This is a genomic window from Sphingomonas aurea, from assembly GCF_030678875.1.
In the GTDB taxonomy this organism is placed as follows: Bacteria; Pseudomonadota; Alphaproteobacteria; order Sphingomonadales; family Sphingomonadaceae; genus Sphingomonas; species Sphingomonas aurea.
The window spans coordinates 38,296-55,500 of record NZ_JAUUDS010000008.1; the positions used below are offsets into that span (position 1 = coordinate 38,296).

Below are 17,205 nucleotides of genomic sequence, written 5' to 3' on the forward strand. Positions count from 1 at the left end.
CTTCGGATCGCCTGAGCGATCCGAAGACTTGCCACGGCGGGTAGCGGGGTGGCGCAGCCATCCCGTCTGACGGCGTGGCGGAAACGGGCGACGACGATGAACGAAGCGATCATCCCAACATCTTCGCAGCCTGTACGGCTCCCGGTCGCTCCCTGCGGAAAAGGGAGCGAGTGCTGCGGACGTCGAAGGGTGAGAGGAAAGCTGAAAAGAAAGGGGCGGCACCGCATGACCGGCACCGCCCCTTTGGAAACCGTGGCACATCCCGGATCGCTTGCGCGATCCGGGCGCGCCTACACCTCACTCCGCCTCTTCGAACAGGTCCACCGCGTTCTGCCCGGTCGCGGACAGCCGCACCGTGTCACCCTCGACCTCGGCGACCAGGCCGAGCGGCAGGTAATGGTGCTTCTGCCCCTGCCCGTCCTCGGTCGAGGGCGAGTCGGTCTTGGTCAGCTTGATGCGGTCGCCGTCGACATGGTCGACGGTGCCGACATGCACGCCGTCCGCGCCGATGACTTCGGCATGTTCCTTGATCTGGGTGGCGTCGACCATCGTCATTCTCCTGTAAGTCCGGCCACCGAACGCACGGGACAGGAGTTGGTCGCATGACATATGGCGTCGCCATCATGTATCTGGTCGCCGCGGTGCTCGGCGTGGCGGGGCTGCTGATGCTCCTTCGCCTGCGCAGCCCGCGCGTTACCGAGCGTCAGGTCTATGCCTATCGCATGGTCGGCATCATGGCCGCCTCCGCCGCGATCGTGCTGGCGATGTCGGCGACCGCGATGTGGCAGTGGAGCCTAACGGAGTAGGAATGACTGGCACTCTGACCAATCGGGATGTCGCGACTTATCTTGGCAGCGACAAGGCGACCGGTAATCCGGAGGCGGCCAAGCTCGACGCATATCCGCTGCTCGACTGGCTGCGCTATGTCTTGGCCTCAATCGTCCTGCTGGATCATTCGGGTGTGTGGATGCCTCACCCGCTCGATGCGGGCCTGGCGGTGTCCGTATTCCTCGCCCTCAGCGGCTGGCTGATCGGCGGCATCCTGCTCAAGAGCGACCGTTCGGACCTGCCACGCTTCTTCTTCAATCGGTCGACGCGGATTTGGGCACCGTATTTCACCGCCATCCTCCTGTTGTACGGGGTGGCCGCAGTTGCGCGGGGCATCGACGGCAATTGGTTCAAATACCTGTTCTACGACGTCACGTTCACGCACTACACCTTCACAGTCTTCCCCCGCGCTCTGCAGGAAATGCCTCTGCAGGGCACCGGAAATCATTTCTGGAGCATCTCGGTCGAGGAACAATTCTACCTCGCCGCCCCGCTTCTGATGATCTTCACGCGATGGGGTAAATCGATCGGCGCCTGGATCGCCGTGGCGCTGGTCCTGACGATCATGCAATCGATGTTCACACCGATCGCGTTCGGCGTGGCGGCGGCGGTGCTGAACCGCGGTGGCGCCCTGATCGGGAGCGCGCGAGCACGGTGGATCTCGGCACTGGCGGCCTTGCTGTTCATGGCCTGCTCGTGGCAGTGGAACGTGCAGCCGTTCCGCGCCCTGTTTTCCATAGCGGCCGTACTTACATTGACGACACCGGGTCGACGCAATCGAGTAAGCATCTTCTTTGGCGGCATTTCCTATCCGCTCTACTTACACCAGTGGGTTGGGGGATTTGCCGTTAACGCGGTGCTGAAGCGCTATCTGATCGTACCTCGGCTTGGCAGCTTGCTGATGACCTATACCGGTAGCGTCGCCGTCGCGATTGTCCTGTGGTGGCTGATCGACCGCAACGTCATGCTCCATCGCAACAGCTGGTACACGCCAGCGCGCGGGCGAGCCTGCACCATCCTCGCCTACCTGCTGGTCGCCATCGGACTGGCCGGCGGCACCATCCTTCATTTCCTCGGCTATTGAAGCAGTTCACCGGAGTAATCCCATGTCTCTCCTCCAAGCGTCCAAGCAGTACAAGCCGTTCGAATACCCTTGGGCGTTCGAGTTCTGGAAGCGTCAGCAGCAGCTCCACTGGCTCCCCGAAGAGGTGCCGCTGGGCGAAGATTGCCGCGACTGGGCGCAGAAGCTGACCGATCACGAGCGCAACCTGCTCACCCAAATCTTCCGCTTCTTCACCCAGGCCGATGTCGAGGTGCAGGACTGCTACCACGAGAAATACGGCCGCGTGTTCAAGCCGACCGAGATCAAGATGATGCTGACCGCCTTCAGCAACATGGAGACGGTCCACATCGCCGCCTACAGCCACCTGCTCGACACGATCGGCATGCCCGAGAGCGAGTATGGCGCCTTCCTCGAATATGCCGAGATGAAGGAGAAGCATGATTACATGCAGAACTTCGGCGTCGACAGCGACGAGGACATCGCCCGCACGCTCGCCATGTTCGGCGGCTTCACCGAGGGCGTGCAGCTGTTCGCCAGCTTCGCGATGCTGATGAACTTCCCGCGCTTCAACAAGATGAAGGGCATGGGCCAGATCGTCACCTGGTCGATCCGCGACGAGTCCCTGCACTGCGAGGGCATCATCAAGATGTTCCACACCTTCTGCCAGGAGCGCCAGTGCCTGACCAAGGCGGTGAAGGACGACATCGCCGATGTCTGCCAGACGACGATCCGGCTGGAGGACAATTTCATCGACCTCGCCTTCGAGATGGGGCCGGTGAACGGCATGACCGCCAAGGAGATCAAGAAGTATATCCGCTTCATCGCCGACTGGCGGATGGGCCAGCTGGGCCTGAAGCCGATCTACATGATCGACGAGCATCCCCTGCCCTGGCTCGCCCCGATGCTGAACGGCGTCGAGCACGCCAACTTCTTCGAGACCCGCGCCACCGAATATTCGAAGGCCGCGACGAAGGGCCAGTGGAACGACGTCTGGGACTCGTTCGACAAGCGCCAGAAGGCGAAGGTGACGAAGCCGGCGAACGAGGATCTGGGGATCACGGGCGGCATGGCGGACATGTTCTCACGGGCTGGGGTGGCGGCGGAATGAGCAAGTTACGCCCTATAGTCACATTTATTGAACAAAAAGCTCCAATAGATGACTACGGGCGAGCCCTATATGCAGTTGCCCGCTCTGTACTTAGAGCGTTAATTGACTCGCTATCCGCTGAGGATTTAACCGATTTAAATACACCATTATCCGATGTAAATCTTCGACAGCTTGCAAAAATCGCGCGCGTTGACTTAGACAAAGGCATGCGTGGCGATGGTTTTGAATGGGCTGTACATGAGGCTCTGGTAGGAGGCGAACCAACTGTAACAGAGTTGGTGCATCGAGCTATGAAGCGCGCAGCACCAACTATGCGAGATGAAGCACCTACTTCTCTTATGTTTGGTCAAGAGAGAGCAAAATATCTCGGTTTTCTTGAAGCTATGGTAGATGAGGCGGGCGGAGATCAGGCATTTTTACTTGCGCAAGGAAGTGGAAGGCCATTTCAGTTTGCCCGCCACATCCCAACAGCTGCGCAGGGTAAAGCTGCCGAACCGATACTGCCCGAACGTATCCGACAAATCTGGAAGACCGACGTATTTCTAAGCACCGTATCGGATAGTCGGAACTTAGCTGCGACTATCAAGAGCAACTTTTCTCATCTCGAAGGCGGTAGAGGACTGCGCATCGGCATTGTACCTGAGTCAACCCACGTTGGGAATCGCGCCGGCATTCAGTATGACTCAAAGACTGGACTGTGGATCGCAAGCCTTTCTGATCCAAATGGCTTCATGGGAATGTTTAATGACGCTTACCATGCCGTTATGAGAGCAATGGTTGCTATAGGTAAGCAAAACCCTCCTCCATATTGGATTAAACCAAGCGCAAAAGCTCAAAGACTGCTAGACCAAATGATGAAATTTGAGGGAGCGAAGGTTCTTGAAATAGAGAACGCGTTGGACGCAGCAGCACAGCAGGATTTGATTGGCATAGACAACCGCCTCGTTGGCGTAAACGCTCCAGACTGGTTGCACATAAAGCAACTTGCTCCCAAGATCATCAGTCCGAAGCCAAGCTTTGTAAAGCTATAAGGCCAGCTTTTCTACCACTCACCGCCCCCGCCGCACCGGCACCGAAAAGTCCGCCGGCTTGTCCGCCACCCAGCGCAGGAACCGCGCGATCGCCGGGTGTGCGCGCAGCACCTCGACCTCCGCATAGATCCGCGCCAGCTCGGCATTGGGCAGGGTCGCGTGGATCGTGCGGTGGCAGATCGGGTGTACCGGTGCGGTAACGCGACCGCCCTCGCTCTTGGGCACCAGATGGTGCCACTCGACCCGCCGGCCTAGCGGCCGCTCGCACAGGGCGCATACCTGCGGCGGCGCGGCGGCAGCCTCGGCCCGCGCGGCCGCCGCTGCCAGTCCCGCCTTGCGCTTCACCCGACCCGTCATCCAGGCCGATATGGGTAGGCGGACGAGCCACGAAAGCCCTTTCGCCATCAGTGTGATACACAAGGAAAAGGGCGGGGCGGCCCATCGGCCACCCCGCCCCATCCGGTCGTCAGGTTAGGCGCAGCTTAGAAGTGCGCAACCAGGCCGGCCTGCGGACGGAAGCTCTTCGCGTCGCCGAAGGTCGACACCTCGAAGCGCAGGCGCACGCCCGAGTTGCCGGTCAGGCCGCCCAGGCCGATGTCCTTCGGACCGACCTCTGCACCGACGCCGTAAGTGACGGCGTGGAAGTCCGGGCTGTTCGGGCCATAGCGGTCGAAATTGACCCAGCGATAGCCGACCTTGCCGTAGAACAGGCCGCTCTCGCCGGCGCGGAAGCCGAAGCGGCCGGCGGCGCCGTAGCCCCAGTCGATCGCGCCGTCGACGCCCTTGGTCACTTCACCCTCGGCGCCGACGAACACCGGGCCGAGCGGAACGTTCGCGCCGACGATGCCGGTCACGGTGCCGCCCTGCAGCTTGCTGCCGCCGATCGGGGTGGAGGGGATGCCGTGGCCGGGGTTGCGGTCGAACCCTTCCCAGCCGCCCATCACGGCGACGTAGGGCTCGAACCCGAACGCGCCGGTGCCGTCGGGGGCGCCGGTCGTGGTCGTGGCGGGAGCGTCCGTCGTGGCGGCGGTGTCGGCCGGATAGCTGTCCTGCGCCATGGCCGGCGCTGCGACGGCGACGGTGGTCAGGGCTGCGGCGGCGAGGAGGATCTTACGCATAGGATGTTACCTTGATCTGCTTCAACGGTCGGATTGTGACGGCGAGCCGCCCGATCCAGGCCACGCAGAAGTCGCCAGCGTCGCGATGGTTGCACCGCAGCAGCGTTTAACCATCACAAACTTCATCCTGTGGCCGGAACGCCACGGTTTCTGTCGTTTTGCTGAATGAATGCAGGCAAGATTCGGGCACAAAGACGGCGCTGCGGTGCAACGATTTCAACGGGCGACACAATCCTTGGCCAAACCATTGGGCGCCGCCAGGCGCGCGTTCCGACCTTTGCCGCGCAGGTCATAGCCCGCGCCTGCGTACCAGATGCCGGACGCGGCGCGCTGTCCGGCCAGTGTCACCGACTGCCCCTTCATGGCGAGCGTCGCAGTGTCGGCGCGGTTGTCGAAGCGGACCGTCAGCACGGCTCCGCCGTCGCACTGATAGGTCGCAGATGTCTCGGCCGGCACCTGCCCTGCCGCGACCACCCGCGCCATTCCGGCTGCCGCCGATGGCGGCAGGTCGATCGAGCGCACCCGCCACTGGTGCGCATGGGGATCGTCGGACTCGACCCCCTCGGCCACGCGGTGGATCACCAGCGTGCCGGCGGTGTCGCCGATGCGGAACGGCACGGTGACATAGCGCTGTCCCATCCCCGCATCCTCGTCGCCCGGTCGCCCGACCCGGACCGGTGCCGCGCCATAGGTTGTGATGGCGGAAAGCGCGGCCTGCTCGCTTGCCGGATCGCCGCGCCACTCGCGCAGCGCCGCGGCCTTGTCGCCCGCCACCGCGCTGGTCAGGAACCGGCGCGCCACCAGCCCGGCCGCTGCGGGCGAGGTCGGATCGAGCGGCTTGGCAGGTGTTCGCGCCGACGACGTCCCGGTCGGCATGGCAGACGGCGCGGCGGCGTTGCGATCGAGCGCCGCGGGCTGGGAACAGCCGGCCAGCAGGCCCAGCCCCAGCGCCGCGGCCGCCCTCACGGCCGGAGGGCGACGTCGTCGGGATCGTCGAGTTCGTCCTCGTCCACCTCGCCAGCGTCGAAATCGTCCTGGACGTCGTCCTCGTCCATGTCGTCTTCGTCCATGGTGACGCTGGCGTCGGTCTCGCCGACCTCCTCGCTGTCCATGTCGAGGTCGTCGATCGCCTCGTCCTCCGCGTCGTCGTCGCCCAGATCGGGGTCGAGATCGGTCAGGACCAGCCCGTCGCTGGGGCCGTTGCGCGTCGCCTCGAGTATCTCGGCGCGCTGGCTTTCGTCATAGCCTTCCTCGTCATATCCGTCGTCGCCCGAACCCATGCCCGGCACCTGATGACCACCCATCGCGCGCACTCCTCTATTGTCAGGGCGCGAACGGCAGGCGGGGCGCTCGGGTTCCGCCGCCTCGCGGCTTAGCGCCTGGTTGAAAATGCGCTGAAGGCTCATTTTGCGGCGTCGGCCCGCTCCCCCACCTTGCCTCCCACACCGTATCCTCGATGGGGGGCGGGTTGGGGGGAGCGGGCCGGCGCAGCCTCCAAACTCGCTCTTTACGCGAGTTTTCAAACGGACTCTCAGCGGCCGAACAGCCGCCCTCGCTCGGTCAGGGCGACCGCACCCAGCGACAGGATGCCGACCACCAGGAAGCCGCCGACCATCGGCATCGTCGTCCCGTCGAATGCCAACCCGATCACCGCCCCGATCGCAACGCCGGCGGTGATGCTCAGGAACCCCTGCACGCTGGAGGCGGTGCCGGCGATCGCGCCCATATTCTCCATCGCCATGGCCGAGAAGTTGGAGGTCGCCAGGCCGAAACATGCCATGGTCAGCGCCTGCAACACCGCGAAGACGACCAGCCCGTCGCGCCCGCTCGCCGCCAGTGTCAGGTGCAGCCCGGCGACCGCGATCATGCCGACGACCGCGCTGTGCGCGATCCGTCGCGTCCCCAGCCGCATGACGATTCGCGCATTGAGCAGGTTCGCCGCCGCCATCGTCGCCGCCGTACCGGCGAACACCGCGGCCAGCAGGTGCGGCCGCTGGAAGATGTCGAACATGATCTGCTGGATCGAGTTCAGATACCCGTACAGCCCGCCCATCAGCATCGTCGACGCCAGCGTGTAGCCCAGCGACAGCCGGTCGGTCAGTGCGATGCGCCAGCCCGCGACGATCCGCGCCGGCGCGATCGGCAGCACCGCCTCCGGCCGCAGCGTCTCGGGCAGGCGCACCGCGATCCAGGCGAGCAGCGCCGCGGCGGTACCCGCGATCACCCAGAAGATCGTCCGCCAGTCGCCGAACACCAGCACCAGCTGCCCGACGCTGGGCGCCAGGATCGGCACGACCATGAACACCATGAACGCGATCGACATCACCCGCGCCATGGCCCGGCCGTGGTAGCAGTCGCGCACCAGTGCCACCGTCGCGATCCGCGTCGCCGCCACCGTCGCGCCGCCGGCGACGCGCGCGGCCAGCAGCAGGGTGAAGCTGGCCGACACCGCCGCCAGCACGCTCGCCACGACATAGGCGCCGATTGCCCATAACAGCACTCGCCGCCGTCCGAACCGGTCGACCAGCGGCCCGTGGATCAGGTGCGCGATGCCGAACCCGCCCAGGAAGGCGGAGACGACGAACTGCCGCCGGTTCTCGTCCGCGACGCCCAGCGCCTCGCCGATCGCGGGCAGCGCCGGCAGCATCGCGTCGGTGCCCAGTGCCCCCAGCGCCATGAGCGCCGCGACCAGGCACACGAACTCGACGAAGCCGATCGGTGCGCCGGGCAGGTCCGGCGTCGGGTGGTCCGCGTCTGTCATGATGCGCCGCCCTTACCCGCGCGCGCGTCCCGCCGTCACCCTATCATCGCTCCGGCGCAGGCGGTATGACGACGTATTCAACAGGATAGACGGTGATGCTCGCTACCCCCCAGACCCCCGACACCGCAGACGTACCGACGCTGAGCCTGGCGCAGCAGGACAACGATCCGGAAGGGTTCGCCGCCGCGTTCGGCCAGTCCTTCCAGCGCTTCGGTTTCGCGATCGTTGCCGACCATGGCGTGCCGCAGCCGCTGATCGACCGCGCCTGGGCCGAGACGCAGGCGCTGTTCGCGCTGCCCGAGGAGGAGAAGCGCGGCTATCACGTCCCCGGTGGCGGCGGCGCACGCGGCTACACTCCGTTCAAAACCGAGATCGCCAAGGGCGCCTCCGCGGTCGACCTGAAGGAGTTCTGGCACGTCGGCCGCGAACTGCCGCAGGGGCACCGCTTCGCCGAACAGATGTCGCCCAATGTCTGGCCGACCCGGCCGGAGGGGTTCCGCGACACCTTCGTCGAGCTGTTCGCCGCCTTCGATCGGGCCGGTGACCGGCTGCTGTCGGCGATCGCGCGCTATCTGGGGCTGGCGTCCCACTGGTTCGACCCGGCGGTCCGCGACGGCAACAGCGTGCTGCGCCTGCTCCACTATCCGCCCATTCCCGCCGACGCGGAAGGCGTGCGGGCCGGCGCGCACGAGGACATCAACCTCATCACCCTGCTCCTCGGCGCCGAAGAGGCGGGGCTGGAGCTGCTCGACCGGGCCAGTGGCCGCTGGCTGGCGATCAAGCCGCCCGAGGGCGCGATGGTCGTGAACGTCGGCGACATGCTCCAGCGGCTGACCAACCACGTCCTGCCGTCGACCACCCACCGCGTCGTCAACCCGCCGCCCGAGCGGCGCGGTCACTCGCGCTACTCGATGCCCTTCTTCCTCCACCCCGCGCCCGATTTCCTGATCGAGACGCTGCCGCAGACGGTCACCGCGGAGAACGCCAACCGCTATCCGACCCCGATCACCGCGCATGACTATTTGCACGAGCGGCTGGTCGAGATCGGGCTGGTGAAGAAGTAGGTTCCACCCCCGCACCCCAGGCCAGGCTGGGGTGCGGGTACGGCGCGTTCAGTCGAACCCGCGCTCCAGGAACCCGGTCGCCATCGCGCAGTGGAGCGCGATCCCCTTGGCCATCACGCTCTCGTCGATGGTCATGCGGGTATTATGGAGCGGCGGGTTGCTCGCCGGGTCGCTGCCGGCGGGCGCCGCGCCGATGAAGGCCATCGCGCCGGGGATCTCGCGCAGGACATAGGCGAAGTCCTCGCCCCCCATCATCGGCGCCTTCATCATCTGGTACGCGCCCTCGCCGCCAAGGTCGATGGCGGTGCGGCGGAACATCGCGGCGGCGCGCGGATCGTTCATCGTGACCGGATAACCGACATCAATCCAAGCCTCCCCGGTCGCCCCGTGCGCCGCCGCGACATGCTCGACGATCCGCTTGAACGCGCCGTGCATCGCCGTCCGCGTCTCCTCCGACAGGGTGCGCAGCGTGCCGAGCAGTTCGGCGGTGTCGGGGATGATGTTGTGCGCCGTCCCGCCGGCATGGAGAGAGGTGACCGACAGCACCGCCGGATCCTGCACCGGGATACGCCGCGCGATGAAGCTCTGCAGCGCCAGCACGATCTCGCAGGCGATCGGGGTCGGATCGATATTCTCGTGCGGCATCGCCGCATGGCCGCCGCGACCATGGATGCGCGCGTGGATCGTCTCCGCCGACGCGAGTAGTGGGCCGGGGCGGGTTACTACTACGCCTGATGGCATGTTGGGGGAGATGTGGAGCGCAAAGGCAACATCGGGCGCCGGATCGGCGAGCAGCCCGTCATCCAGCATGAAGCGGGCGCCGTGATATCCCTCCTCGCCCGGCTGGAACATGAAGACGACGGTGCCCGGCAACGTCTCCGCCCGCGCGCACAGCGCCTTGGCCGCACCGACCAGCATCGCGGTGTGCGAGTCGTGGCCGCAGGCATGCATGCGCCCGGCGATCGTGCTGGCGAAGGGCAGCCCGGTCTCCTCCTGCATCGGCAGCGCGTCCATGTCGCCACGCAGCAGCACCGTGCGGCCATTGTCGCCCGATTGCCCGCGCAGGATGGCGATCAGCCCGGTCGTCGACGGCCCCTCGCGGAACTCCAGCGGCAGGCCGGCGAGCGCCGCCTTGATCTTGGCGGTGGTCATCGGACAGTGAAGCCCGATCTCCGGCTCGGCATGGATCGCCCGGCGGAGTGCGACCGTGTCGTCGAGCACGCTGCCCACCGCATCGGACCAGTCACTGCCGGACCAGTCGGGCGTGCCGAGATCGAGGGACATGTTTTCGCTCCTTTACACCCACTTGGGCCTTCGGACGCGATGTGCGCCTCCCGCGCCGGGATGTCGAGCCGCGTCCTATCGCATCAGGTTGCCGAGCACGCTGCGCAGCACCGTGCCGACCAGCCCGCCACCCGAGGACGAGCGCCGCGAGCCGGCGCCGAACACCTGCTTGCCGATCTCGTTGGCGACCTGTCGGCCGATCGAGGAACTGGCGGCGCGGGTGGCGGAGGTCATCGCCTTGCTCCACGGCGAGTTGGCCTGCTCGCGCTCGGCGGCACGCTGTGCCTGTGCGTCGACTTTAGCCTGCGCGGCCTGGGCGCGCGCGGCCTCCTTCGCCGCGCGGGCATCGTCCTTCGCCTTCAAGGCGGCGGCCTTTTCGGCATCGTCGCTCGCCCGGGCGGCGGCCGCAGCGGCGGCGGCCTCCTGCGTCTTGGCGGCCAGGATCTCCTCGGCCGACTCGCGATCGACCGCGGTGTCGTACTTGTCGCCGACCGCGTCGGTCTGGATCAGCGTCCTGCGCTCCTCGGGCGTCACCGGACCGACGCGGCTCTGCGGCGGCTTGATGAGCGTCCGCTCGACCGGCGACGGCGCACCGTCGGGCTGGAGCAACGAGACCAGCGCCTCGCCGACCTTCAGCTCGGTGATGGCGGTCGCGACATCGACGCCCGGATTGGCGCGGAACGTCTCCGCCGCCGCGCGCACCGCCGCCTGGTCGCGCGGGGTGAAGGCGCGCAGCGCGTGCTGCACCCGGTTGCCGAGCTGCCCCGCCACCTTGTCGGGAATGTCGAGCGGGTTCTGGGTGATGAAATAGACGCCCACCCCCTTCGACCGGATCAGCCGCACGACCTGCTCGATCTTCTCCAGCAGCGCGTCGGGCGCCTCGCTGAACAGCAGGTGCGCCTCGTCGAAGAAGAAGGCCATGACCGGCTTGTCGGGGTCGCCGACCTCGGGCAGCTGCTCGAACAGCTCGCTCAGCAGCCACAGCAGGAAGGTGGCGTAGAGCTTGGGGCTGGCCATCAGCTTGTCGGCGGCCAGGACGTTGACGATGCCGCGCCCGCTATCGTCGGTGCGGATCATGTCGGCCAGTTCCAGCGCCGGCTCGCCGAAGAAATGCTCGCCGCCCTGACTGCGCAGCTGGAGCAGCGAACGCTGGATCGCGCCGACCGACTGTTTCGAGACGTTGCCGTATGTCGTGGTCAGCTCGTCCGCCCGCTCCGCGCAGTGAGCGAGCAGCGCCTGGAGGTCGTCCAGGTCGAGGAGCAGCAGCCCCTCCTTGTCGGCGAGGTGGAAGGCGATGGTCAGCACCCCCTCCTGCACCTCGTTCAGCGCCATAAGTCGGGCGAGGAGCAGCGGCCCCATCTCGCTGACCGTGGCGCGCACCGGATGCCCCTGCTCGCCGAACAGGTCCCAGAACTGCACCGGATTATCGCGATATGCCCAGTCGGTTTCGCCCACCTCTGCCGCGCGGGCCGCGAAGGTCGCGTGCATCTTGCCCATCGGCGACCCCGCCATGGCGAGCCCCGACAGGTCGCCCTTCACGTCGGACACGAAGCTGGGCACGCCTGCCGCCGAGAAGCCCTCGACGATCCCCTGCAACGTCACCGTCTTGCCGGTGCCGGTCGCCCCCGCGATCAGCCCGTGACGGTTGGCGCGGCGGAGCTCGATCGCCTGCGGCTTGCCGCCGCCGAGCCCGATGAAGATAGCGTCGGTCATCCGCCGGGTTTTAGGCGTCGCCTGCCAAAAGAAAAGGGGCACCGCTTCGGATGAAGCGATGCCCCTTTTCGGTCACCTCAACGACCGGTCAGCTCTTCACGCGCACCGGCACGAAGGTCGGGTTGCCCCGGCCGCGCTGCACCAGCATCAGCACCTGCGGACGTCCCGCGGCCTTGGCGGCCTGGACGATCGAGGCGACCTCTGCAGCGGTCCGCACCGGCGTGCCGTTGATCGCCGACACGACGTCGCCGCGGCGCAGCTTGCTGCCGGCATCGCTCGCCGGATCGACCTGCGCGACGACAACACCCTGTACCGTCGAGTCGACACCGACCTGTCGCGCGATCTGCGGGGTCAGCGGCTGGACGGTCAGGCCGAGCGGGCTGGCCGCCGGCACCGCGGCGCCGGGCGTGTCGTCGGAGCTGTCGTCACCGAAATTGTCTCCCTGTCCGGTCAGCGCCGCGAGCTGCTGGTCGGTGGGGCGAGCCGCGACGGTGACGTTCAGCGACTGGGCACGACCATTGCGCAGCACGTCGAGCTTCGCGGTCTCGCCCGGCTGCACATTGGCGACCAGGTAGGACAGCGTGTTGTCGGGCGTCACCGGCTTGCCGTTGACCCTGGTCACGACGTCGCCGGGACGCAGGCCGCCCTTGCCGGCCGGGCCGTCCGGCGTCACGCCGGCGATCAGCTCGCCCTGGTTCTTGGGGATGCCGAGCGCCGCGGCGGCATCGTCGTCGACCGGTCCGCCCAGCGTCACGCCCAGATAGCCGCGCTGGATCTTCTGGCCGCTCATCAGCTTGGCGATGATCGGCTTGGCCTCTTCGGCGGGGATGGCGAAGCCGATGCCGATATTGCCGCCCGACTGCGAGAAGATCTGGCTGTTGATGCCGATCACGTCGCCGTTCAGGTTGAACATCGGGCCGCCGGAATTGCCCTGGTTGATCGAGGCGTCGGTCTGGATGAACCGGTCATAGGCGCCGCCCTGGCCGGTGACGCGGTGCACCGCCGAGACGATACCGGCGGTCACCGTGCCGCCCAGCCCGAACGGGTTGCCGATCGCCACCACCCAGTCGCCGGCACGGGCGCGGGCCGAGTCGCCGAACTTGACGTAAGGCAGGTCCTTCGCGTCGATCTTCAGCAGCGCGAGGTCCGACGCCTCGTCACGGCCGATCAGGCGTGCGGTATATTCCTTGCGGTCGGGCAGCGTGACGGTGATCGACTCCACCGTCGCACCCTGCGCCGGGGCGACGACATGGTTGTTGGTCACCACATAGCCGTCGGCCGAGATGATGAAGCCCGAGCCCAGCGACTGACCCTCGCGGCGCTGCGGCTGGCCGCCGCCCTGCCCCGGCATCTGGCCGAAGAAGTTCTCGAACGGCGTGCCGGCAAAGGGGTTCGCCTGCTGGCGCGGCGCCTGGATGCTCTGCTTGGTCGAAATGTTGACGACGGCCGGCTGCAGCTTGGCGACCATGTCGGCGAAGCTCATCGGCGCACCCGGGCGCGGGGCAGCGGCCTGGATCGTCCCCGGCTCGTTCTGCGCGGTCTGCGCGGACGTGGGCTGCAGCGCGAGCGTCGCGGTCGCCCCGCCAAGCAGAAGCGCACCAGTGATAGCGTAGGCGTAGCGCACGTGTATCAATTCCTCTCGTTCGTCGTTCGAACCCGGCGGTTCATCGCCGAAATCGGCTGAACGATGGTTGAATATGAACGGCGGGCAACACCGAGTTTCAGCGTGCCCGCCCCTCGAACTCACGTAGATACGAATTGTTCGGCGACAAGATGATAGACGTCGCACCGCGCCCCTCGCCGCTGCCGTCCGCGCCGAACGTCCGCCGATACGACTGCATCGCGCGGTAGAAGTCGTAGAACTCGGCGTCCTTGCCGAAACTCTGCGCATAGATGCGCGAGGCCGCGGCATCGGCATCGGCCTGGACGATCCGCGCCTGGCGCTGGCCCTCGGCGGTGATGGTGATCGCCTCCTGCTGGCGCGCGGTCTGCATCCGGCGCAAAGCGCTGTCGAGCGGCGTACCCTCGGGCAGCTCGGCCTCCTTGATGCGGACGTCGACGATCTCGACGCCGTACTGGCGCGCGCGCGCGTCGAGACCGGTCTGGATCGCGTCCATCACCTGCGTCCGCTCCGGACTGAGCAGCGCGGTGAAGGGCACCTTGCCCAGCTCGTTGCGCAGCGTCGACCCGAACAGCGGGCGCAGCTGGTTGGCGACGCCCTCCTCGCTGCCCGCCGTCGCCAGCATCAGCCGCGGGTTGATGACCCGGAAGCGCGCGAAGGCGTCGACGTTCAGTCGCAGCTGATCGGTCGACAGGACCTGCGTATTCTCCAGGTCCAGGTCGAGAACGCGCTTGTCGACCCAGGTGATGCGGTCGAGGAACGGCACCCGCATGATGAGCCCGGCGCCGCTCTGCCCCTGTTGCTGGTCCGGCTGGTACTGGTTCACGACGCGGATCGGCTGGGCAAGGCGATAGACCACCGCCTGCTGCGTCTCGGGCACGATCGCGAAGGTCGCGGCGGCGAGGATCACGAGCAGCAGCGCGGCGATGCCGAGCGCCACCGGGTTGCGGAGCAGCGCGGGGTTCACTGGCCGCCTCCCGCCTGCTGCGCGGGCTGGGCCGCGGCCGCGTTCACCTCTGGGTCCGGCGCCCGCTTCGCGGTCGGCAGCGGGAGATAGGGCACCACGTTCTGCGGCTCGACGATGGTCTTGTCGGACTTGGCCAGCACGGCCTCCATGGTCTCGTAATACATGCGGCGACGCGTCACTTCGGGCGCCAGGCGGTACTGCTCGTACACGCGGTCGAACGCCGCCGCCTCGCCCTGCGCGCCGGCAACGACCTGCTGCGCGTAGGATCGTGCCTTGTTCACGGCGCCGACCGCCTCCTGCTGCGCCGCGGTCACCTTGTTGAAATCGTCGACGATCTGCTGCGGCGCGGCGGCGCGGTTGATCGATACGCCCTGGATGCGGACGCCCGAGCGATAGCTGTTCAGGATGTTCTGCGTCGTTTCCGCCACCCGCTGCTCGATCGTGGTGCGGCCGGCGCCCAGCGCCTGGTCGAGCGTGGTGGTCGCGATCACCGCACGCATCGCGCTCTCGGCGGCGGCACGCACCGTCTCCTCGGGCTGGGCGAGCTGGAAGACATAGTCGCGCGGGTTCTGGATGTTCCAGCGCACCGAATAGGTCAGGTCGACGATGTTCTGGTCGCCGGTCAGCGTCAGGTTGACGCCCTCGCCGCGGGGGAAATTCTCGGTCCGGAACCGCTGCACGTCGACCGTCTGGACGCGCGCGATCGGTGCCGGCGGGGTCAGCTGGATGCCGGGCAGCAGCGTGCCCGCATAGCGCCCGAAATAGGTGACGATGCCGCGCTGCTGCGGCCCGATCTGATGGAACGAGGTCAGGACCAGCCACGCGCCGACCAGCAGCGCCGTGCCGATCGCCCACAGCACCCGCGGATTGGCGCCCGTGGGCAGGCCCGGAAAGCCGCCGCCCCCGCCATTGCCGCCACCGCTGCCGCGCGCCTTCTTCAGGAACTCGTCGAGTGCGGTGGGCTTGCTCGCGCCGCGCCGGCCGGCGGGCGGCAGCGACCAGGGGTTGCGTGGGCCTTCGCCGTCGCCGCTCCCTCCGCCGCCCCATGGGCCCTTCGGCCCGGCTCCGTCGGAATTGTCGGCGGCGAGGATAATCGGGCGCTTCCCCCAGCGCGGCAGGATGGTCATGCCCCCTCTATAGGAAGGCGCGCCGACGAAAAACAGTGGCAAGCACCGACCGCGGCCCTATCTGCGCCGGCATGGCCTTGAATGGAACACTTGCCGCGGCCGTCGCCGCCATCGCGGGCGACCGCGCGACCGTGCGTGCCGATGGCGAGCGGGTCGGCATCGTGCTCGACGCGACCGGGCTGGCCCCCGGCGCGCGCGACGCGATGGAACAGGCGGTCCGCGCCGCCGCGCCGGGCGCCCGCGTCATCGTCACGGCCGAGCGTCAGGCCCGCGCGCTGATCGCGGTCGCCAGCGGCAAGGGCGGGGTCGGCAAGTCGACGCTCGCCGCCAACCTGGCGATCGCCCTCGCCCGCGCTGGCCGGCGCGTCGGGCTGGTCGACGCCGACATCTATGGCCCCTCGCAGCCGCGCCTGCTCGGCGTCGAGGGCACCCGGCCCGAGGCGCTGGAGAAGCAGCTGATCCCGGTCGCCACCCCCTGGGGCGTGCCGCTCCTGTCGATGGGCCAGCTGGTCGAGCCCGGCCGCGCCATCGCCTGGCGCGGCCCCATGACGGCGGGGGCGCTGGGCCAGCTGGTCGAGGGGGCATGGGGCGCCGCCGACACGCTGGTGCTCGACCTGCCGCCCGGCACCGGCGACGTGCAGCTGACGATGGTGCAGAAATACCGGCCGGCGGGCGCGGTGATCGTCTCGACGCCGCAGGATCTCGCCCTGATCGACGCGACCCGCGCGATCGACCTGTTCCAGAAGGCGGGCGTGCCGATCATCGGGCTGGTCGAGAACATGGCCGGCTATGTCTGCCCCCATTGCGGCCAGGCATCCGACCCGTTCGGCCATGGCGGCGCGGAGGCGGCGGCGGCGAAGCTCGACATCCCCTTCCTCGGCCGCGTGCCGCTGACCCTGGCGATCCGCACCGCGTCGGATGCGGGCGACCCGCCTGCCGCATCGCCGGACGACACGGTATTCGCGCCGCTGGCAGCGAAGGTCGCGGACTGGCTGGAGACGCGCTAGGGTTCCGGGAAACCGCCGCTCGGGGCGGCGCGTTCGGCACGTCAGAAGGAGACACCTCATGCCGCTGACGTCCGATGCCGAGATCAAGGCGCTGCTCGAATCGGCGCGGACCATCGCCATGGTCGGCGCGTCCGACCGACCGAACCGCCCCTCCTACGGGGTGATGGCGATGCTCCAGCGCCACGGCTACCGCGTGATCCCGGTCAATCCGCAGATCACCGGCGAGCATGTCCATGGCGAGTTCGTCTTCCGCGAGCTGGCGCAGCTGGGCGACCCGATCGACATCGTCGACATCTTCCGCCAGCCCGCCGCCGCCGGCGAGGCGGTGGACCAGGCGATCGCGGTCGGTGCGAAGGCGGTGTGGATGCAGCTGGGCGTGGTGAACCACGAGGCCGCCGCGCGCGCCGAGGCGGCGGGCTTGCAGGTGGTGATGGACCGCTGTCCCGCGATCGACATTCCCCGGCTGGGCGTCGCGCCGATTACGCAGTGATCCCGAGTTTACGGCGGGTCGGC

At 67.4% G+C, this 17,205-nt stretch carries 18 protein-coding genes; 7 read left to right on the forward strand and 11 right to left on the reverse strand.

Annotated elements, in window-relative coordinates:
• Positions 1-297: 297 nt before the first annotated feature.
• Complete coding sequence (locus Q5H91_RS13710) at positions 298-549, reverse strand: DUF2171 domain-containing protein (protein ID WP_305173992.1); 252 nt, start codon at positions 547-549, stop codon at positions 298-300.
• Between the two features lie 53 nt (positions 550-602).
• On the opposite strand from Q5H91_RS13710, the gene Q5H91_RS13715 reads away from it, so the two are divergent.
• From Q5H91_RS13715 to Q5H91_RS13730, 4 genes are read left to right on the forward strand one after another with little or no spacing between them, the layout of a single operon-like run.
• Complete coding sequence (locus Q5H91_RS13715; RefSeq protein ID WP_305173993.1) at positions 603-806, forward strand: hypothetical protein; 204 nt, start codon at positions 603-605, stop codon at positions 804-806.
• 2 nt (positions 807-808) lie between these two features.
• The gene (locus tag Q5H91_RS13720) at positions 809-1,912 is read left to right on the forward strand and encodes an acyltransferase family protein (protein WP_305173994.1); all 1,104 of its coding nucleotides are present in this window, start codon (positions 809-811) and stop codon (positions 1,910-1,912) included.
• 22 nt (positions 1,913-1,934) lie between these two features.
• Positions 1,935-2,999 (forward strand): ribonucleotide-diphosphate reductase subunit beta, encoded by a 1,065-nt coding sequence (locus tag Q5H91_RS13725; protein ID WP_305173995.1) that lies wholly within the window; start codon positions 1,935-1,937, stop codon positions 2,997-2,999.
• The gene (locus Q5H91_RS13730) at positions 2,996-4,030 is read left to right on the forward strand and encodes a hypothetical protein (protein WP_305173996.1); all 1,035 of its coding nucleotides are present in this window, start codon (positions 2,996-2,998) and stop codon (positions 4,028-4,030) included. Before Q5H91_RS13725 ends, Q5H91_RS13730 begins: the two co-directional genes overlap by 4 nt.
• Before the next feature lie 18 nt (positions 4,031-4,048).
• Here Q5H91_RS13730 and Q5H91_RS13735 read toward each other — a convergent pair whose 3' ends face one another.
• The 5 genes from Q5H91_RS13735 to Q5H91_RS13755 all read right to left on the reverse strand — a co-directional run bounded on the left by Q5H91_RS13735 (position 4,049) and on the right by Q5H91_RS13755 (position 7,909).
• Complete coding sequence (locus tag Q5H91_RS13735) at positions 4,049-4,387, reverse strand: HNH endonuclease family protein (RefSeq protein ID WP_305173997.1); 339 nt, start codon at positions 4,385-4,387, stop codon at positions 4,049-4,051.
• Between the two features lie 125 nt (positions 4,388-4,512).
• A complete protein-coding gene (locus Q5H91_RS13740) occupies positions 4,513-5,148 on the reverse strand; it encodes an opacity protein (RefSeq protein ID WP_305173998.1) in 636 nt (211 codons plus the stop codon).
• A 216-nt stretch (positions 5,149-5,364) separates the two neighbouring features.
• Complete coding sequence (locus Q5H91_RS13745; RefSeq protein ID WP_305173999.1) at positions 5,365-6,114, reverse strand: MliC family protein; 750 nt, start codon at positions 6,112-6,114, stop codon at positions 5,365-5,367.
• Positions 6,111-6,452: a DNA primase gene (locus Q5H91_RS13750; RefSeq protein WP_305174000.1), complete on the reverse strand. Its 342-nt coding sequence runs from the start codon at positions 6,450-6,452 to the stop codon at positions 6,111-6,113. The genes Q5H91_RS13745 and Q5H91_RS13750 overlap by 4 nt, the downstream gene beginning before the upstream one ends.
• A gap of 227 nt (positions 6,453-6,679) precedes the next feature.
• Entirely contained in the window at positions 6,680-7,909 is a 1,230-nt protein-coding gene (locus Q5H91_RS13755; protein WP_305174001.1) for a multidrug effflux MFS transporter, read from the reverse strand.
• Positions 7,910-8,004: 95 nt separating this feature from the next.
• Between Q5H91_RS13755 and Q5H91_RS13760 the strand changes: the two genes are divergently transcribed.
• Complete coding sequence (locus Q5H91_RS13760; RefSeq protein ID WP_305174002.1) at positions 8,005-8,973, forward strand: isopenicillin N synthase family dioxygenase; 969 nt, start codon at positions 8,005-8,007, stop codon at positions 8,971-8,973.
• A gap of 48 nt (positions 8,974-9,021) precedes the next feature.
• On the opposite strand, the gene Q5H91_RS13765 is transcribed toward Q5H91_RS13760, so the two are convergent.
• The 5 genes from Q5H91_RS13765 to hflK form a co-directional block, all read right to left on the reverse strand.
• Positions 9,022-10,257: a M20 metallopeptidase family protein gene (locus Q5H91_RS13765; protein WP_305174003.1), complete on the reverse strand. Its 1,236-nt coding sequence runs from the start codon at positions 10,255-10,257 to the stop codon at positions 9,022-9,024.
• Between the two features lie 75 nt (positions 10,258-10,332).
• On the reverse strand, positions 10,333-11,970 hold the full coding sequence (locus Q5H91_RS13770) for a helicase HerA-like domain-containing protein (protein WP_305174005.1): 1,638 nt from the start codon (positions 11,968-11,970) through the stop codon (positions 10,333-10,335).
• An 88-nt stretch (positions 11,971-12,058) separates the two neighbouring features.
• Positions 12,059-13,594, reverse strand: coding sequence for a Do family serine endopeptidase (locus tag Q5H91_RS13775; protein WP_305174006.1), 1,536 nt, complete (start codon positions 13,592-13,594; stop codon positions 12,059-12,061).
• A 97-nt stretch (positions 13,595-13,691) separates the two neighbouring features.
• Positions 13,692-14,558, reverse strand: a complete 867-nt coding sequence (hflC, locus tag Q5H91_RS13780) for a protease modulator HflC (protein ID WP_305174007.1) — start codon at positions 14,556-14,558, stop codon at positions 13,692-13,694.
• On the reverse strand, positions 14,555-15,685 hold the full coding sequence (gene hflK, locus Q5H91_RS13785; RefSeq protein WP_305174008.1) for a protease modulator HflK: 1,131 nt from the start codon (positions 15,683-15,685) through the stop codon (positions 14,555-14,557). Before hflK ends, hflC begins: the two co-directional genes overlap by 4 nt.
• Positions 15,686-15,756: 71 nt before the next feature.
• On the opposite strand from hflK, the gene Q5H91_RS13790 reads away from it, so the two are divergent.
• Both Q5H91_RS13790 and Q5H91_RS13795 read left to right on the forward strand, forming a co-directional pair.
• The gene (locus Q5H91_RS13790; protein ID WP_305174009.1) at positions 15,757-16,692 is read left to right on the forward strand and encodes an Mrp/NBP35 family ATP-binding protein; all 936 of its coding nucleotides are present in this window, start codon (positions 15,757-15,759) and stop codon (positions 16,690-16,692) included.
• 58 nt (positions 16,693-16,750) lie between these two features.
• Positions 16,751-17,182, forward strand: a complete 432-nt coding sequence (locus Q5H91_RS13795; protein ID WP_305174010.1) for a CoA-binding protein — start codon at positions 16,751-16,753, stop codon at positions 17,180-17,182.
• The last annotated feature ends 23 nt before the right edge of the window (positions 17,183-17,205 follow it).

What these genes read in the sequence shown, in the direction of transcription:
- Q5H91_RS13720 (WP_305173994.1), top strand. Translation starts at nt 809, where the DNA reads ATGACTGGCACTCTGACCAATCGGGATGTCGCGACTTATCTTGGCAGC.
- Q5H91_RS13765 (WP_305174003.1), bottom strand. Translation starts at nt 10,257, where the DNA reads ATGTCCCTCGATCTCGGCACGCCCGACTGGTCCGGCAGTGACTGGTCC.
- Q5H91_RS13795 (WP_305174010.1), top strand. Translation starts at nt 16,751, where the DNA reads ATGCCGCTGACGTCCGATGCCGAGATCAAGGCGCTGCTCGAATCGGCG.
- Q5H91_RS13735 (WP_305173997.1), bottom strand. Translation starts at nt 4,387, where the DNA reads ATGACGGGTCGGGTGAAGCGCAAGGCGGGACTGGCAGCGGCGGCCGCG.
- Q5H91_RS13740 (WP_305173998.1), bottom strand. Translation starts at nt 5,148, where the DNA reads ATGCGTAAGATCCTCCTCGCCGCCGCAGCCCTGACCACCGTCGCCGTC.
- Q5H91_RS13710 (WP_305173992.1), bottom strand. Translation starts at nt 549, where the DNA reads ATGGTCGACGCCACCCAGATCAAGGAACATGCCGAAGTCATCGGCGCG.
- Q5H91_RS13790 (WP_305174009.1), top strand. Translation starts at nt 15,757, where the DNA reads ATGGCCTTGAATGGAACACTTGCCGCGGCCGTCGCCGCCATCGCGGGC.
- hflK (WP_305174008.1), bottom strand. Translation starts at nt 15,685, where the DNA reads ATGACCATCCTGCCGCGCTGGGGGAAGCGCCCGATTATCCTCGCCGCC.
- Q5H91_RS13750 (WP_305174000.1), bottom strand. Translation starts at nt 6,452, where the DNA reads ATGGGTGGTCATCAGGTGCCGGGCATGGGTTCGGGCGACGACGGATAT.
- Q5H91_RS13730 (WP_305173996.1), top strand. Translation starts at nt 2,996, where the DNA reads ATGAGCAAGTTACGCCCTATAGTCACATTTATTGAACAAAAAGCTCCA.
- Q5H91_RS13715 (WP_305173993.1), top strand. Translation starts at nt 603, where the DNA reads ATGACATATGGCGTCGCCATCATGTATCTGGTCGCCGCGGTGCTCGGC.
- Q5H91_RS13755 (WP_305174001.1), bottom strand. Translation starts at nt 7,909, where the DNA reads ATGACAGACGCGGACCACCCGACGCCGGACCTGCCCGGCGCACCGATC.
- Q5H91_RS13725 (WP_305173995.1), top strand. Translation starts at nt 1,935, where the DNA reads ATGTCTCTCCTCCAAGCGTCCAAGCAGTACAAGCCGTTCGAATACCCT.
- Q5H91_RS13770 (WP_305174005.1), bottom strand. Translation starts at nt 11,970, where the DNA reads ATGACCGACGCTATCTTCATCGGGCTCGGCGGCGGCAAGCCGCAGGCG.
- Q5H91_RS13760 (WP_305174002.1), top strand. Translation starts at nt 8,005, where the DNA reads ATGCTCGCTACCCCCCAGACCCCCGACACCGCAGACGTACCGACGCTG.